Annotated in this window: 13 protein-coding genes and 4 pseudogenes; 6 read left to right on the top strand and 11 right to left on the bottom strand. The window is 57.0% G+C overall.

The genetic code is table 11. The features are described 5' to 3' along the window. The first annotated feature begins 36 nt into the window (after positions 1 to 36). The gene (locus tag WM42_RS06620; protein ID WP_005291893.1) at positions 37 to 1,053 is read left to right on the top strand and encodes an iron-siderophore ABC transporter substrate-binding protein; all 1,017 of its coding nucleotides are present in this window, start codon (positions 37 to 39) and stop codon (positions 1,051 to 1,053) included. A 173-nt stretch (positions 1,054 to 1,226) separates the two neighbouring features. Further along, on the top strand, positions 1,227 to 1,865 hold the full coding sequence (locus tag WM42_RS06615; RefSeq protein WP_005325329.1) for a DedA family protein: 639 nt from the start codon (positions 1,227 to 1,229) through the stop codon (positions 1,863 to 1,865). Between the two features lie 10 nt (positions 1,866 to 1,875). On the opposite strand, the gene WM42_RS06610 is transcribed toward WM42_RS06615, so the two are convergent. The 3 genes from WM42_RS06610 to WM42_RS06600 are packed head-to-tail and all read right to left on the bottom strand — an operon-like array spanning position 1,876 to position 4,921. Next, complete coding sequence (locus tag WM42_RS06610; RefSeq protein WP_019176090.1) at positions 1,876 to 2,658, bottom strand: ABC transporter ATP-binding protein; 783 nt, start codon at positions 2,656 to 2,658, stop codon at positions 1,876 to 1,878. Between the two features lie 50 nt (positions 2,659 to 2,708). Then, on the bottom strand, positions 2,709 to 3,803 hold the full coding sequence (locus WM42_RS06605) for a FecCD family ABC transporter permease (RefSeq protein ID WP_005325330.1): 1,095 nt from the start codon (positions 3,801 to 3,803) through the stop codon (positions 2,709 to 2,711). Beyond that, positions 3,803 to 4,921 carry a FecCD family ABC transporter permease gene (locus WM42_RS06600; RefSeq protein ID WP_005325331.1) on the bottom strand — a complete coding sequence of 373 codons (1,119 nt, stop codon included), beginning with the start codon at positions 4,919 to 4,921 and terminating at the stop codon, positions 3,803 to 3,805. The genes WM42_RS06605 and WM42_RS06600 overlap by 1 nt, the downstream gene beginning before the upstream one ends. 524 nt (positions 4,922 to 5,445) lie before the next feature. On the opposite strand from WM42_RS06600, the gene rpsH reads away from it, so the two are divergent. Both rpsH and WM42_RS06590 read left to right on the top strand, forming a co-directional pair. Continuing rightward, on the top strand, positions 5,446 to 5,844 hold the full coding sequence (gene rpsH / locus WM42_RS06595) for a 30S ribosomal protein S8 (RefSeq protein WP_034986964.1): 399 nt from the start codon (positions 5,446 to 5,448) through the stop codon (positions 5,842 to 5,844). Positions 5,845 to 5,858: 14 nt separating this feature from the next. Then, a pseudogene (locus WM42_RS06590) lies at positions 5,859 to 6,134 on the top strand (50S ribosomal protein L6); the annotation flags it as partial. Positions 6,135 to 6,202: 68 nt separating this feature from the next. On the opposite strand, the pseudogene WM42_RS06585 reads toward WM42_RS06590, so the two are convergent. The 4 genes and pseudogenes from WM42_RS06585 to WM42_RS06570 all read right to left on the bottom strand — a co-directional run bounded on the left by WM42_RS06585 (position 6,203) and on the right by WM42_RS06570 (position 8,737). Beyond that, positions 6,203 to 7,190, bottom strand: a pseudogene (locus WM42_RS06585) (IS481 family transposase). Between the two features lie 43 nt (positions 7,191 to 7,233). Further along, positions 7,234 to 7,791 carry a DUF4865 family protein gene (locus WM42_RS06580; RefSeq protein ID WP_049146591.1) on the bottom strand — a complete coding sequence of 186 codons (558 nt, stop codon included), beginning with the start codon at positions 7,789 to 7,791 and terminating at the stop codon, positions 7,234 to 7,236. Then, a complete protein-coding gene (locus WM42_RS06575; protein ID WP_201057341.1) occupies positions 7,791 to 8,192 on the bottom strand; it encodes a cupin domain-containing protein in 402 nt (133 codons plus the stop codon). Before WM42_RS06575 ends, WM42_RS06580 begins: the two co-directional genes overlap by 1 nt. Continuing rightward, on the bottom strand, positions 8,171 to 8,737 hold the full coding sequence (locus WM42_RS06570; RefSeq protein ID WP_201057339.1) for a TetR/AcrR family transcriptional regulator: 567 nt from the start codon (positions 8,735 to 8,737) through the stop codon (positions 8,171 to 8,173). The genes WM42_RS06575 and WM42_RS06570 overlap by 22 nt, the downstream gene beginning before the upstream one ends. Positions 8,738 to 8,934: 197 nt before the next feature. Here WM42_RS06570 and WM42_RS06565 point away from each other — a divergent pair, with 197 nt between their 5' ends. Then, positions 8,935 to 9,594, top strand: a complete 660-nt coding sequence (locus WM42_RS06565) for a hypothetical protein (RefSeq protein WP_062036429.1) — start codon at positions 8,935 to 8,937, stop codon at positions 9,592 to 9,594. Positions 9,595 to 9,856: 262 nt separating this feature from the next. Here WM42_RS06565 and WM42_RS06560 read toward each other — a convergent pair. Then, positions 9,857 to 10,566, bottom strand: a pseudogene (locus WM42_RS06560) (IS6 family transposase). A gap of 290 nt (positions 10,567 to 10,856) precedes the next feature. Continuing rightward, complete coding sequence (locus WM42_RS06555) at positions 10,857 to 11,519, bottom strand: DUF6414 family protein (RefSeq protein WP_062036428.1); 663 nt, start codon at positions 11,517 to 11,519, stop codon at positions 10,857 to 10,859. A gap of 57 nt (positions 11,520 to 11,576) precedes the next feature. Here WM42_RS06555 and WM42_RS06545 point away from each other — a divergent pair. Then, a pseudogene (locus tag WM42_RS06545) lies at positions 11,577 to 12,770 on the top strand (IS3 family transposase). On the opposite strand, the gene WM42_RS13850 reads toward WM42_RS06545, so the two are convergent. Together WM42_RS13850 and WM42_RS06540 are read right to left on the bottom strand one after the other, a co-directional pair. Beyond that, on the bottom strand, positions 12,677 to 13,477 hold the full coding sequence (locus WM42_RS13850; protein ID WP_432416262.1) for a DUF6414 family protein: 801 nt from the start codon (positions 13,475 to 13,477) through the stop codon (positions 12,677 to 12,679). The pseudogene WM42_RS06545 and the gene WM42_RS13850 sit on opposite strands and share 94 nt — an antisense overlap. Beyond that, positions 13,474 to 14,667, bottom strand: a complete 1,194-nt coding sequence (locus tag WM42_RS06540) for an ATP-binding protein (RefSeq protein WP_143339260.1) — start codon at positions 14,665 to 14,667, stop codon at positions 13,474 to 13,476. The genes WM42_RS13850 and WM42_RS06540 overlap by 4 nt, the downstream gene beginning before the upstream one ends. Between the last annotated feature and the right edge of the window lie 362 nt (positions 14,668 to 15,029).

Below are 15,029 nucleotides of genomic sequence, written 5' to 3'. Positions count from 1 at the left end.
CGCGCGGAAATCCGTCACCAGTAACAACGGAGAAAAATGACACTCAAGAAGATTCTCGTTAGCACCGCTGCTGTGCTGACCTTGGGCGCGGCACTGACCGCTTGCTCGACTGATGACCAGTCCGGAAATTCCGGGGACTCCCAGGCAGTCAACGCCGAGCAGGGCGCATTCCCCACCACCATCGAGCACCGCTACGGCTCCACCGAAATCAAGGAAGCCCCGCAGCGCGTGGTCTCCTTGGGCTACACGGATCAGGACGCACTGCTGGCGCTGGGAGTTACTCCTGTCTCCGTGAAGTACTGGGACGGAATGACCCCGGATGGTCAGGCTGCGGGCAACTGGTCCAATGACAAGATCGAGGGCGACACTCCTCGGATCGACAAGGACACAGAAGTCAACGCGGAAGCCATCGCCAAGGACAATCCAGACCTCATCGTGGCCGTGTACTCGGACATCGATGAAGACACGTACAAGAAGCTGTCTGAGATCGCCCCTGTCGTCGTACAAAAGGGCGAATACGAAGAACTACAGCAACCATGGGACGTGACCACGGAAGAGATCGGGCAGGCCGTGGGCAAGCCTGAAGAGGCAAAGCGCCAGGTGGAGCAGGTCAAGGAGAAGTTCGCAGAGCTCAAGGGCCGCCACCCAGAATGGGCCGAAAAGGAACTCGGCGTGGCCACTGTCTCCGACGAGAGCCTGGCTGTCTTTGCCGAGGGCGATCCGCGTAGCCGCTTCTTCACCGAGCTGGGATTCAAGATCAACCCGGCCTACGCGGGCATCACCAAGGACAAGTTCTACGGTGAGGTCTCCAAGGAAAACGCAGACCAGATCAACTCTGACGTGCTGGTGTGGGATCAACTGTCTTACTCTCCGAAGCAGAGCAAGGCTTCTGTGACCGAGGATCCGATCGTGGGCAAGCTGCCCGCCGTGAAGGACGGACACAGTGTCTACCTGGAAGGCGACCTGGAAAAGGCCTTCGGATGGCAGACCGTGCTGAGCCTGAACTACCTGCTGGACAAGATCGAGCAGCCGTTGGCAGACGCCACGAAGTAGTCTGAATCAACTGCCGAACCGCCCCGCATGAACGTGCTGGGGCGGTTTTGCTGTTGCTGGCTAGGGGACGGGCACTCATGGGGATAACGGATGCACGCTAGGGGCGAGCTGCCTGTATTCCGGTCAGAAACCGGGGTAAGAATAGACCAGTTGTTTTCTAGAAGGGATTCCCTGTGCACTTAAGCGACCTCATGGACGCCACCACCCTGCTCCAGAACTTTGGCGGCTGGGCGCTCGGCGGCATTGCGCTGATTATCTTTATTGAATCCGGCGTGCTCTTCCCGTTCCTCCCCGGCGATTCCATGCTGGTCACCGCGGCAATCTTGCGCGATCAGCTGGGCTTGAACGTTCCGATTCTGGTGGGCGTGGCCATCGTCGCGGCGTTCTTGGGCGACCAGGTAGGTTTCTGGCTCGGCCACCGCTTTGGCCGCAAGTTGTTTAAGCCCGACGCCAAGATCCTCATAACCGAGCACCTCGAACAAGCCGAGGCTTTCTTCCTGAAGTACGGGCCGTTGGCTCTGGTACTGGGGCGCTTCATCCCGATCGTGCGTACCTACATTCCCGTGGCCGCTGGTACCGCGGAGATGCCGTACAAGAAGTTCGTGGGATGGAACGTCACGGGTGCAGTGCTGTGGATTGTCAGCATGGTCGGCATTGGCGTGCTGCTGGGGGATATCCCGGGCATTGCGGATCGCATCGACATGATCGCCATCGTCATCGTGCTGGTGTCTGTGACTCCGGTGGTGATTTCCGCGATGATCAACTGGCGGAAGTCCAAGAAGACTCCCGCCCAGGAGCTGATGGAGGACTAAGCCCTGATCGTCACTTGGGGACGATCAGCGGACCGCCGGTGACAGGATCCTCGATGACTAGCGCGTTGAGGGCAAACGCCTCGAGCAGTAGCTCTGGGGTAATGACCTCGCTGGGACGCCCGGTGGCGAGGACCTGTCCATCCTTCATCACCACGAGATTATCGCTGTAGCGTACAGCCAAGTTGAGATCGTGCAGCACCATCACCACAGTCCGATCCAGCTCTCGGCGTAGACGCTGCACCAGCTCCAAAATCTCTACCGACGTGGCCAGATCCAGGTAGGTGGTGGGCTCGTCCAGGAACAGGATGTCCGTGTTCTGCGCAAGAACCATGGAGATCCACACACGCTGCCGCTGCCCTCCGGACAGAGAATCCAGGGTGCGCTCCGCCAGCCCCATCGAGCCAGTCATTTCCAGCGCCTTGTGCACCTCGGCTTCGTCCGTGGACGACCACTGACGGATCCACGATTGGTGTGGGTGCCGACCGCGCGAGACGAGATCAGCCACGTTGAGTCCCTCCGGGGCGGTAGGGGTTTGTGGCAGCACGCTGATGGTCCGTGCGAGGTCCTTGCGCCTGATGGATGAGATATCGGCGCCGTCTAACAGCACTTCGCCCTCATTCGCCGGAAGGAGACGAGACATGGCTCGCAACAACGTGGATTTGCCGCAGCCATTGGGGCCGATGATTGTGGTGATCTGCCCGCGAGGAAAGTCCACGTCCAAGCCTTCGATGACCGTCCGGTCGCCGTAGCCCACGGCGAGGCCGCGTGCGCTCATGCTGTGCTTCTGAGTCATGTGTCCTTCTTTGTTCGCGGCACTGCTAACTTCCAGGGTGGGATCTTTTCTCATGCCGTGGTTGACCTATTCCGTTGGACCAGCAAATAAATAAGGAACGCACCGCCGATTGCCGAGGTGAGAATGCCCACCGGCAGCTCTACGGGCAGAAGAGTTTGGGTGCTGATATCTGCCAGCAGGAGTAGCGCAGCGCCGGTCAGCGCAGAGGCCAGAAGCGGTGGTGCAGAGCAGTTGCACAAGCGCAGCGCCACCTGTGGGGCCACGAAGGCGACGAACCCGATGGGGCCAGCGGCCGAGACCGCCACTGCTGCCAAAGCCACGGCAGCGGCGAGCAGAAGCACCTGCACACCCTGGACGTTTTGTCCCAAAGCCCGTGCAGTATCCGAGCCCAGCAAGGTGGCTAAAAGTTGGTGACCAATCCAGGCCAGCAGCGGTGTAAACACCAACACAACAATGGCGATGGGCCACATCTTGGACCAGTCCGCAGTGCTCAGGGAGCCAGTAAGCCAGAACTGCGCGGCCGCGGCATCGCGCAACTCCGTGCGGATCATCAGGAAGTTGATATACGAGGTCAACAGAGCAGAGATGATGATGCCGAACAGCACTAGCCGGAAGGAATCAGTCGATCTCCTCCACGCCAGAGCCCACATCACCGTTGCGGTGACAGCCGCACCAAGCACCGCGGCCAAGGGAATGCCGATGCTGCTGAGCCAGCCGAGGAAACCACCAGCGCCACCACCCAGAGTGATGACGGTGACCGCGGCCGCGGACGCGCCCGTAGTGAAGCCCAAGATATCCGGGCTGGCCAGCGCATTGCGAGTCACGGACTGAGTGAGGGCTCCGGATAATCCCAGCGCACAGCCCACCAGAATGGCCGTCAGCGCACGAGGCATGCGCCAATCCAAAACCACCAGACGCTCAATGCGGGTGCCCTGGCCGGTGAACAGCACCTCCAGCACACGAGCCGGGGACACAGGATAGTCACCCAGGCCGATGGAGACCGCCGCTAGCAAGACGATCGCCACGAGCAGCAATAGAGACACCGTCAACGCGCGAGGGCGCCAGACCACAGAAAATGAGCCCACGCGGAATGGCGGGCGCCCAGGGATAGTGGAAGAGGTAGGGCGGGCAAGGAGGGAACTCATTAAATGGCCACCACCCGGCGTCGATAAATAAGGGCGATGAAGAACGGCGCGCCCACGAACGCGAGGATGATGCCTACTTGCAACTCGCCCGGACGAGCGATCAGACGGCCCACCACGTCTGCGAACAGCATCATCACCGCACCCGTCAGGGCAGAGTAAGGGAGGATCCAGCGGTAATCAGGGCCCGTGATGGCGCGCACGAGGTGCGGGACCACCAGGCCGATGAAGGTGATGGGGCCGGCGGCAGCTGTCGCGGCACCGGCCAGCAGTGCGATCAGAGCCATGCCAATCAGGCGGGCGCGCTGGGTGTTGATGCCCAGTCCGGAGGCGATGTCATCGCCCAGATTCAGGAGGTTTAGCTGCGGTGCCGTGATGAACGCCAGCAGGAGGCCCACCAGGATAAACGGCAGCACGCCGTAGAACACGGTGAGATCCCGGCCCGCGATGGAGCCGACGGTCCAGAAGCGCATGCGATCCAGATTGGCATCGTCAGTGAGGATAAAACCGCTGATGATGGCGCTGAGGACCGCGGACAAAGCCGCGCCGCCGAGGACCAGCGTCATTGGATTGGCCTGTCCTCCTCCTATGGACGCCAAACTAAACACCAACGCAGTAGCAGCGATGGCCCCACCGAACGCCCACATGCTGGTAGCCCACACGGACGTCACACCCAGCAAGGAGAAGCTGGCAACCACGGCCAGGGACGCACCGTAGTTGATGCCGAGAATGCCCGTGTCCGCGAGAGGGTTGCGCGTGTGCCCTTGGATCAATGCACCGGAGGCGCCAAGGGCAGCACCGGCGACTAGGCCCAACAGGGTGCGGGGAATGCGGAGCTCGACGATCACGCGCTGATCCACATTCAGCCCCTCCGCGTGGCCGAACGCCGTGCCGAGATCGCGGAACACGGCGGACACTTCTCCAAAAGGGATCTGCCGTGATCCAAACACGATGCTGGCAACGATGCTGGCGAGCAATAGGAGGAAAAGGACGCCGAGGCCGACGAGGCGACGCGGGATTTTACCTGATGGAGCGCTGGCAGAAGCGTCCGCAGTAGCGTCCGCGCGAGACCCCAGGTGTGATTGAGAAGGGGATTGCGCATGCGGGGTAGAGATAGCCATGCATCCCTCCTTGACGCGTGAAAGTCCATGATCTTAACGGGAGCAAGCTTATATGAACAAGGTAAGCCTAATCAAAGTACTACAAGGAGGGATTGTGGAGCTGTGCAGGTGAGTGTGTGAGCCAGCAGGTGCGGCTAGTGAGGTCGGTCGGCCCTGAATGGCGCCGACCCTACACCTCAGCTCTATGCTTCTGAGCAGGGATTTGGACATGTTTTAGCTGGTTGCTAGGCTAGTCAGGTCTTGCCGTAGGTAGGTACCCCCATGTTCTTTTTTTCGACGCTAACGCGTCAAAATCCCGGGAATGCCACATGACCTGCGGAAAGAGTCTCCCGCTACAAGGGAGAAAAACTGTACATCCACTTTGTTACAGGCCCCTCGCCCGAAGCGGCCGCACGGATAAAGGCAGCGAGCACCCCTAACTACTGAGTTAGGCGGAGCGTGAGTAGCCAGCGATCGTGCGGTACACGCGATTCATCAAGGGTGAGCACGGGAACCGTAACGAAAAAGGCAACAGGTCACTTCACATGACCATGACTGATCCGATTGCGGACATGTTGTCACGAGTGCGCAACGCAAACAATGCGTTCCACGACACCGTGTCTATGCCATCCTCCAAGATCAAGGCCAACATCGCCGAAATCTTGAAGCAGGAAGGCTACATCGCCGACTACTCCGTTAACGACGAGACCGTCGGCAAGACCCTGGAGCTTAACCTGAAGTACGGCCCATCTCGCGAGCGTTCCATCGCTGGCGTGCGTCGTGTTTCCAAGCCGGGTCTGCGCGTTTACGCAAAGTCCACTAATCTGCCAAAGGTTCTCGGTGGCCTGGGCGTGGCTATTATCTCCACGTCCCAGGGTCTGCTGACTGACCGTGAGGCCAACAACAAGGGCGTGGGCGGAGAAGTCCTCGCCTACGTCTGGTAAGAGGAGGTTTAACCATGTCTCGTATTGGCAAGGCACCGGTGACCGTCCCCTCTGGCGTCACCGTCACCATCAACGGCCAGAACGTTGAAGTCAAGGGTCCTAAGGGCACCCTGGCTGAAGAGATTCCGGCACCAATCACCGTGGCTCAGGAAGGCGAAGAACTCGTCGTCTCCCGCCCCGATGACCGCCGCAAGAACCGTTCCCTGCACGGCCTGTCCCGCTCCCTGATCAACAACATGGTCGTGGGCGTTACTACTGGCTACACCATCAAGATGGAAATCTTCGGTGTACTCCATAAAACATATGCGCACTCGAGGAACGGAACCTCTGCCTGTCACATTAAGTGAGCCGAAACCAGTTAGGTGTACTGACCGGAGACGTTGGTCAACCGTGAGAACTGCCGCTGGTTCCCGCAGGCCGTGTGAGGACGGTGCTGGTTATAATAGTGCAGCCAGTCCTCGAGCTCGCCCCGACGCTCCGCCTCGGAGGTGTAGCAGCGGGCGTAGGCCCAGCCATCAGCCAGGGTTCGGTGGAATCTCTCGATCTTGCCGTTGGTCTGCGGGCGATACGGCCTGGACTGTTTGTGCCTGATTCCCAGCTCGGCACAGGTGTCTCGCCACAGGTGTGAGCGGTAGGCGCCACCGTTGTCAGACAGGACCCGCTCGACGGTGACGCCGCGGGCGTTGAACCACTCAACAGCCCTAATGAGGACCGCCGTGGCAGTGAGGGCGGTTTCGTCATCGTGGATCTCGGCGTAGGCGACGCGGGAGTGGTCGTCGATGACAGCGTGGACAAAGGCCTTACCCATCAACGGGTCCCGGTACTTGCTCCTGGGCTTGCCCGGGGTCGCGGCGCGGTTCCTCTCGCCTTGTCGTCGGCCGACGTAGCGCCAGCCTCCGCCATCGGGGATGTTGGCCCAGCTTCTTCACGTCGACATGCAGCATCGCGCCAGGATGGTCATGCTCATAGCGGCGAACAGGCTCACCCGTGGCGCGGTCAACATGGGACAGCCGGTTCAGGTGAGCGTCGGTCAGGATTCGATGGACCGTCGACGGCGCGATCCCCAGCCGACATGCCAACTGCACGGGACCTTCCCTCAGTCGGAGCCGCAGCTGGATGCAGCGCTTGGCCGTCTTCGCATCGGTCTTGTTCGGAGAGCGGTGCGGTCGCGAGGAACGGTCCGGCATGGACTGGCCAGCGCGGTAGCGGTCGGCCCAGCGCTTCACGGTCGGCCAGGAGACCTGGAACCGGGCGGCGACCTCGCTGATCGGCCAGCCCTCGTCCACGACGAGGCGGCCGACAATCAGCCGGTGGCGGGGTGTGAGAGCGGCATTGGGGTGCGACATGAAGGCCGGGTTGCCCCCCGTGGGGCGGCTGATGTGTGGTGGGTCAGGCAGTAGTGGAGACGTGGAGCACCTCGTAGGCGGTGACACCTGTTGAACTCTGGTCGGCTTCGTGGGTGCTGAGTTCGACGAGGATGGCGTTCCAGGTGGTGACGTCGACGGCGGTGACGCGGGCCACGGTGGAGTCTGTGGTCGTAGCGAGGAACTCAGCGGTGATGTCGTCGATGCACTGGGACGGTGCAGCGTTGGTTGGCAGGTGCGCGGTCTTGACGGTCAAGCTGCGGGCAGCGGAGTAGTCCGCGGGCCCGTCGACGAGCTGGTGGACGGTCCAGTCCTGGATCGAGTGGCGGCCGAAGTCGCGCACGATGGCCGAGTAGCCGGGCTCGCCCCAACAGAACTGCCGCATCCCATCGATGTCGCGCCAGATATAGAAGGGGGCGTAGGCGTTGCGCGGTGCGCCCTTGGTCTTCTCCTGGGTGAGGTAGGCCTTGAACTGCAGCCCGGGGTAGCCGTCCATGAAGTGCCCGGTCTGGGTGACGCGGTCGCGAATGATCTGCATGCTGTAGTCGGTGGGCAGGGTGATCTGATACTGCATGGCGTACATCAGTGGTTCTCCTTGGTTGCCTGGGCGTAGGTCGTGGGGGTGACGGGTTTGTGCCAATCGATGGTCGACAGGTCGTCGGCGGCTTGCTGGTAGGCGACGTGGGTCATCGGCTGCCCAGGTGCAGCGCCATGCCAGTGCCGCCGGCCGGCGTCGATCCAGATGGATTCCCCCTTGGTCAGGTGCTTGGCCGTCTGTCCTTCGATGTGCACCAGGGCAACGCCGTCCGTGACGTAGAGGCCTTGTCCCTTGGGATGGGTGTGCCAGTGGGTGTGCGCGCCAGCGGTGAACGTGACGGCGTAGACAGCCAGAGGAGACTGGGGCGTGGGTGTCGCCAACGTCGTGGCGTTGACGGTGCCTGTGAAGTGCACAGGCACCGTGCTCATCGTTGACTCCACGCACACAAGAGCACGGTCGCACCCTGAACGGCGGCGTCGAACTCGGCAGGATCCTGCTGCGCACGCGCCAGGACATAGCCGCCCTGAACAGTGGCTACTACCATGGAGGCGAGCCGGTGGGCATCGGTGTGGCGCGGGAACTCACCGTTGACGATCCCCTCGTCGATGACCAACTTGATCGTCTGGACAAGCCAGGCGAGGGTCTCGGAGACCGGCGTGAGCAGCTTAGGCGTCGCGAGCACGTCCGCGTCGTAGGTCATGCGCCCCATGCGGCACCCCATGAGGGAGTCGCGCTGACGTCCCAGGTAGGCGACGAGCCGCTCCGTGGCCGTTCCGTCTCCATGGAGCAGCGCTTCAGCATCCTGCCGCATGGCTGTCGCGCTGGCCTCCAGCGCCGCTACCGCAAGGTCCTGCTTGCCGGAGAAGTGGTGGTACATGCTGCCCTGCCCGGCGTTGGCCCGGCTCAGGATGTCCTTCGGGCTGGTCGCGGCGTAACCCCGCTCCCACAGCAGTTCCTGGGTGGCATCTAAGAGTCGACTTCTTGTGTCCATGACTCGATTGTACATACCAGTAGTTACAGGCTGTCAATCTGATCCCTGCTGTGAGCCGTCTCAATCAACGTCTCCGGTCAGTACAGCTAGGGGGACCGAGTGAACATTCATGTCGCGAACAGCTAGACAATGAGGTTAACTAATCCGACAAGGTTTTGACATATTTTTCCATCGTTGATGACAGAAGGGCGCGTTTCATGAGCGGAAACGAATTTTCCCAAAACTTGCCTGATGATACAGATGCGTTAAAAGCTCTCTTCTACTTATGCGCTGACCAGTTCGGCCAAGACCCAAACAAGCGCAAGCAAGCAAAACAAATACTAAAAGCGATATCCGAAAAAATCATCCACCAAACAGATTTAGAAAAATACCGGGGCAGCTCAGAAATGCTGAACGACCAGAATTTACGCCAAATTGGCCTAGTGATCTCTCAGGCAGCTGCGACAGAACACGTCGCGGGGCAGATCATTGCAGTCTCAAAGTCTGGCCCATTTGATTCGCCAATTGATAAAGCATGGACACGCTCAGGAACTCAACTGCAGGAGAGCCTGAAGCCCCATGTTCCCGAGTCCCTCTTGGATCGGCTGAAAACTGCAATTGATCTCCGCAATGAAGTAGCACATGGCTTCCACAGCGAGATAACGGATACCGAAGCATATGAGTTACTTGGGTCGCCTGTGGATGCCATCCAGTCCGGTGATCGCATTACCGTGAAAAGGGAACCCAAGAAGGACGCCGCCCCTTTTAAGACTCTTACCTGGAGAGACGATGCCCTTAAGGAACTCCACAAAGAGCTCATCGCTATTGAGGGTGAACTCGAAAAGACCCTGTGGGAGAAGATCAACTCCCTCCTTTAGCGTAGGGTCCACATCCTCTCGGGATGGTTGAAATCTGTTAGCCCAGGGTCAGTTTCACCGCCATTCCAATTATGGATATTTTCCGGCAGTTCGGGAACATTTTCCCCTCTCCACCCGTAATCGTCTTTTAGTTCGAAAGCTGCCACGCCATGTCCTATACGTCAGGCAAAGTAGAGGACAAAGAGGTGTTGTTGCAAAGTTGGGCGGAGAGCAGCGAAGACTCAGTTTCTCATTCCCTGATGGCCGCTGCGTGTGGGCGTTGTTAGGCCCTCTTGAAGACCTGGTTGACGATCACCGCGTCCGGGTTCGGTTGCCCGTAGGCAAACATCGCGCCTTGCCCTTTCCGCAATGAGTGCATCGCCTCCATCCCTTTCAACGTCCGATATGCAGATGTCCGGTTCTTAAACGCGCCTTTCGGCCCGAGGATCCGATTCAGCCGACCATGGTCGCCTTCCAGGATGTTGTTGAGGTATTTCACCTACCGGTGTTCCACTGTTGCCGGGCAGATTCCCTCTGACTTCAACTCGGCGATTGCCCTGGCTAGGGAGGGTGTTTAATCGGTGTTGATCACTCTGGGATACCCGGCTGACGCATTGGATCTGACGGCCTTGGCCAGGAAACACTTCGCTGCAGCCACGTTCTGCTTCGAAGAGAGGTAAAAGTCCAAGGTCTGGCCACCGGCGGTAATCGCCCGATAGAGACAGCACCACCTGCCGCCGACCCGGATATAGGTCTCATCCACCCGCCAAGAACTGGCCTGCCAGTCAGGTACCTGCCGGTACCACCGTGTTTGCTTGTCCAGCTCAGGCGCGTATTTCTGGACCCAGCGGTAGATCGTGGTGTGATCGACTGGCACGCCCCGCTCGGTCATCATTTCCTCCAGAGCGCGGTAGCTCACCCCGTAGCGGCAGTACCACCCACTGCCCACAGAATAATGTCACGGGGGAAATGACAACCGGAGAAAATACCCATGGCTGTGATTACATCACGTCACTCTTCCTACTGCCCCAACTTTGCAACAACACCAGGTGACAGACCTATTGTTCCTGCAACGGCTCCGGTTGGGATTGTGTTGTCTGTGTCTTGTAGATGACGCTTTTGTCAGACTGTTGCTCCGCCGTAAAGGAAGGCTTGATTTTCTCACGTGTGGGGAGCGCGCTGCGCGCTCTCTGTCGTGATTGAGGAAGTAGCCCTCATACGCAAAGCTTCCGATCCCTCTCTTGCGAATGACGGTGAAATAGTCACTACGGACTAGATACGCTTTACCAGTACAGAGCGATGATATCGCCTACCAAATAGAGATCTGAATCATCGTTCGGTGCGCGTAAGACGTTCTCCTCGCTCTTGAGTGGCGCTCCGGTTCCTTGCTCTAATCTAATTGCCTTGCTTCGCAAGCTTCCGATCTCATCGGGAGTGGTTTCTGTGCTTCCCTGCGACGAAAGTAAAAAATCAACTTGGTCAAATGCATCATTAAGTTGACGTTGAGAACCATCGGGTACCATTTGAGCTATCTCATTCACTTGTGGCTCTAGTTGAACCTTGAGTTCCTCATTGTCGGTTCTGATTTGTAGGTAATGGCTGAGGGTTCTTTCCGCTGCATTTGAAACCGGTGTTTCTGCTTTCTGCTTGCTGCTTAATATGGAATTCAACTCGGCGATTTTTGTATCAAAGCCGTCGAAGCTAGGCAATCCCCTAGCAGCATCGAAGAGCTTGAGGGGAGACCAGCTAGTTGAGGGGGTATCTTGGCTAATTCGAACCAGGGCAATGCACTCGGATTGGTCGAAAAGGAAGCTTCGAACATCTCCCCAATAGTTGTCGAGTTGGGTAAGACCGACTAAGCGGATAGGACTGTTTGCCGTGCCATCAGCGCGACGGATGAGTGTGCTAGATTTTTTGTCCCAGTCCCAATCGGACCTGACCCCCATGTGGTGGACACCTGATATCCAGCCCAGTCGAGCTGGGAAGAAAGGTAATCTACCACCATGTCCAGGTACTCCGAACAGTTCAAACGCGATGCCGTAGCCCTCTATGAGAACAACGAGGATCTCTCGCTGAACTCAGCATCAGCTGAGCTCGGTATCAACCGTGCCTCGCTACATTCTTGGGTCAAAAAGTACGGCACTGGCAAACGTGCCCGCACGAAGGCCGTGCACGATCAAGCCCAAGCGGCGAATGATTCTGCGCGAATCCGTCAGCTGGAAAAAGAAGTCTCTAAGCTGCGCGAAGAACGCGACATCCTGCGTAAGGCCGCGAAATATTTTACCGAAGAGACTCACTGGTAATCCGCTTCCAGTTTGTCTATGACCACCAAACCGAATACTCGGCTCACACGGATGTGCCACGTTTTAAAGCTCAATCGCTCCTCGTTTTATAAATGGGTCCAAACCCGTGAAAAGCGCAGGCTAAAGATGTATTCCGATGCCCTTATTGGTGCGAGAATTACAACCATCTTCGATGATGAGCACGGGCTTTATGGCGCTAAACGCATCGCCGCAAGCCTCAAGGAGGACACGACGTATACCCCGATCAATCACAAGAAAGTTGCACGCATCATGAAATCCATGGGGTTAAAAGGCTTTAGCAAACGGCGTCGATGCATTACTACCAGGCGTAAGCCTGGTCACCGTGTCATGCCAGATCTAGTAGGCCGCAAGTTCACAGCTGGCGAGCCAAATCGTGTGTATGTCGGTGACATTACTTACCTGCCGTGTAGGGGAGGCAAAAACATGTACCTTGCCACAGTCATTGACACGTATTCACGTAAACTTGCAGGTTATGCACTCGCAGACCACATGCGGGTCTCACTAGTTATCGATGCTCTAGCCCACGCACACGGCGTGCGCGGCAGTCTTGATGGGACTATTTTCCATTCCGATCACGGCAGCGTGTACACCTCACAAGCCTTTAGGAACTACTGCTCGTCGTTAGGTGTGCGCCAGTCCATGGGCGCGGTTGGAACGAGTGCCGATAATGCCCTGGCAGAATCCTTTAACGCCACCTTAAAGCGGGAAGTACTGCGTGATCGGAAAGTCTTTAACAACCCAATTAGCTGTCGTCAAGAGGTCTTCCGGTGGTGCATGCGCTACAACACGCGCCGGCGGCACTCCTGGTGCAATCTCGTAGCTCCTGATGTCTTTGAAGCCGAGACTTCGGCTATACTGACCACAGCAGCATAGCCAGCCCCCGATGTGTCCACTTTCCGGGGGTCGGGCCCATCAACGAGCTCCGAGTTTATTGGAATTTGGCCGATTAGCATTTGCTGAATTAGTTGGGCGGCCTGGATAAGGGTGTCGTCCTGGGAAAATCCGAGCGCTGGAGTATTGGCCGAGGTTTCGACAAGCGCGTTAGCAATGGTGCTATAGGCATAGATTGAATGGGCTTCTAGGCGTATTCTGACCTGAATTAGTTGGCCGCGTTTTAGTCCACCAGGCGGTAACTCTGGTTGACTGTTGGATTGCGGCACGCCGTCCCAGATTTGACTTTCTTTTCCGGCATAGGATTCTCTCGACACAAAATCTCTGAAAAGAGACTGTTCTGAAGAGACTTGTTCGATCTGTAGGGTTTTGCTTTTTCCAGATCGGAAGCTGATAGATGATGTGCCATTCGAGGTCTGATCATTGACGCGAGAAATGGATGCACCGCCTCCGAGTGTTAATCCTAAGTCCTTTGTTCTCGTCTGAGTAAGGGTCGTTTGGGCATCCTCAGGACCGAACCGGGAGATATACAAGCTACGAAGAGCCAATTCATCGAGATAGAGGAACTGTCTTATGTCGCCCAGCGGTGACGCTTTACGGGAAAGCCGCTCGATTTTCCTTAGAATCCGTGAGCGACGGAAGCTTTCGTGCTTCTTCCTATAGTTTCGGAACCAACTCTTAATATTCACTTTTCTTCGCCCTTTCGAGCATTTCGCGCGGTAGTTGCTTTTTCAAATCCCAAAAGAAAGTGATCATTATATATTCTTGAACGACCTTCGATGACAGCTAACTCTCCTGAGTACTGGAGAATCGACCGTAGTTCTGCGGCAGTCCATCCTTCGGTTTGTGACGAAATTTTATCGAAATCAATATCGTTGGCTAGCGTTGGCGTGCGAGACTTTAGAATCTCAAGACGGTCCATTTGATTCGGTAGACGAAAATATACTTCGCGGTCAAACCTCCCGGGTCGGCGCAGCGCGCGGTCAATGTCGGAAATACGGTTGGTTGCCCCGATAGTTAGGACATTTTCAGGTGCACCTACTCCGTCCATGTTCGTGAGAAATACATTAACGAGACGGGAACCGTGTTCATACGCATTCGAACGGTCTTTAGTTAAAACATCAATCTCATCAACAAAAATGATCGACATTTCTTGTTTAGCTGCGTCCTCGTATATTGCTTCAAGTCGTTCTTCACTTTGCCCTACCAGTTGACCACCTAGAGACGCGGTTGTAACCAAATAGAAGGCGGACTTGGACTGGGCTGCCATTATTTGAGCTAAAAAGGTCTTCCCGGTTCCCGGTGGACCTGCGAAAAGGATCCCGTGTACAGGATCAACCTTCATCTGTGAGATAAAATCTCGTCCCTCGGGCGTGGTGTACAACTCTACTATTCGTTTTGCGTCGGACAGTATCTCGTGCGAGCCGACAAAATAGTCCCAATGAAATCTCTCGGGGTCTAGGTCAATACGAAACTTCGAGGCGCTGTCTTCATCCTCGGTAGTGCTTTTTCGCGCTGCTTCTTGTGGGATCACTTTCAAAATCGAAGAGCTCTCATTGAAGAGGGCGTAATCTCCCATACTCCATCGAGTATTTCTATGCACCAACTTCTGGGCATACCCGTCCGAAGTCTTTATAAGAACTTCGTCGGGGCCGGCCTTTTGTTCGATAACCCCAATTTGGGCCTTAACTTCCCAGCTGTGGTCGGATGCGATTTCCCAGCCCGAGGAATACACGAGGATGTCGCCTACCTTAGGGCTCAATCTCTTGATCTCTTGATCCCCGGCTAATAGCACCCCATTTGGTAAACGCACCATCGGCGTTCCTTGGGGTGTGAAGTGATCGAGTTTAACCGTGAGTGTTGTTAACGGTTCGTCCAATGATTCGCTTCTTCCGATTACTCCCGTGGCATTACATGCCAGGTTGGTGGATATTTACGACCTGAGTGGGCTTCACTCTATCGGTCGAGATTGATTAGCATCTCAGTATATCCGCATCGTTTAACAGGAAGCGCGCGATTCCTTTAGTCATTTGCATCCGCTGGATACCTGGGATTCCGATTCGACATGTTGCTGTAATTTTTGTAAGCCAAACATTTGACGTTGCGATGATTGAAGCCTTGGTTGCGGATTTGATTTTCTGACGGCGGGTTGCCGGCTGGATAGATCGCGGGCCGAAACTCGAATTCTGACTGGGATCGCCGTGTGTTGAAAGTCTGAGCAAATGCAAAAGTCGTTGAGTG

Origin of the sequence: Corynebacterium simulans (assembly GCF_001586215.1) — a bacterium.
Lineage (GTDB): Bacteria > Actinomycetota > Actinomycetes > Mycobacteriales > Mycobacteriaceae > Corynebacterium > Corynebacterium simulans.
The sequence above is the reverse complement of the archived record's forward strand: the minus strand, read 5'-3'. Positions and strand labels throughout refer to the sequence as shown.

What these genes read in the sequence shown, in the direction of transcription:
- WM42_RS06620 (WP_005291893.1), top strand. Translation starts at nt 37, where the DNA reads ATGACACTCAAGAAGATTCTCGTTAGCACCGCTGCTGTGCTGACCTTG.
- WM42_RS06610 (WP_019176090.1), bottom strand. Translation starts at nt 2,658, where the DNA reads ATGACTCAGAAGCACAGCATGAGCGCACGCGGCCTCGCCGTGGGCTAC.
- WM42_RS06605 (WP_005325330.1), bottom strand. Translation starts at nt 3,803, where the DNA reads ATGAGTTCCCTCCTTGCCCGCCCTACCTCTTCCACTATCCCTGGGCGC.
- WM42_RS06600 (WP_005325331.1), bottom strand. Translation starts at nt 4,921, where the DNA reads ATGGCTATCTCTACCCCGCATGCGCAATCCCCTTCTCAATCACACCTG.
- rpsH (WP_034986964.1), top strand. Translation starts at nt 5,446, where the DNA reads ATGACCATGACTGATCCGATTGCGGACATGTTGTCACGAGTGCGCAAC.
- WM42_RS06580 (WP_049146591.1), bottom strand. Translation starts at nt 7,791, where the DNA reads ATGTACGCCATGCAGTATCAGATCACCCTGCCCACCGACTACAGCATG.
- WM42_RS06570 (WP_201057339.1), bottom strand. Translation starts at nt 8,737, where the DNA reads ATGGACACAAGAAGTCGACTCTTAGATGCCACCCAGGAACTGCTGTGG.
- WM42_RS06565 (WP_062036429.1), top strand. Translation starts at nt 8,935, where the DNA reads ATGAGCGGAAACGAATTTTCCCAAAACTTGCCTGATGATACAGATGCG.
- WM42_RS06555 (WP_062036428.1), bottom strand. Translation starts at nt 11,519, where the DNA reads ATGGGGGTCAGGTCCGATTGGGACTGGGACAAAAAATCTAGCACACTC.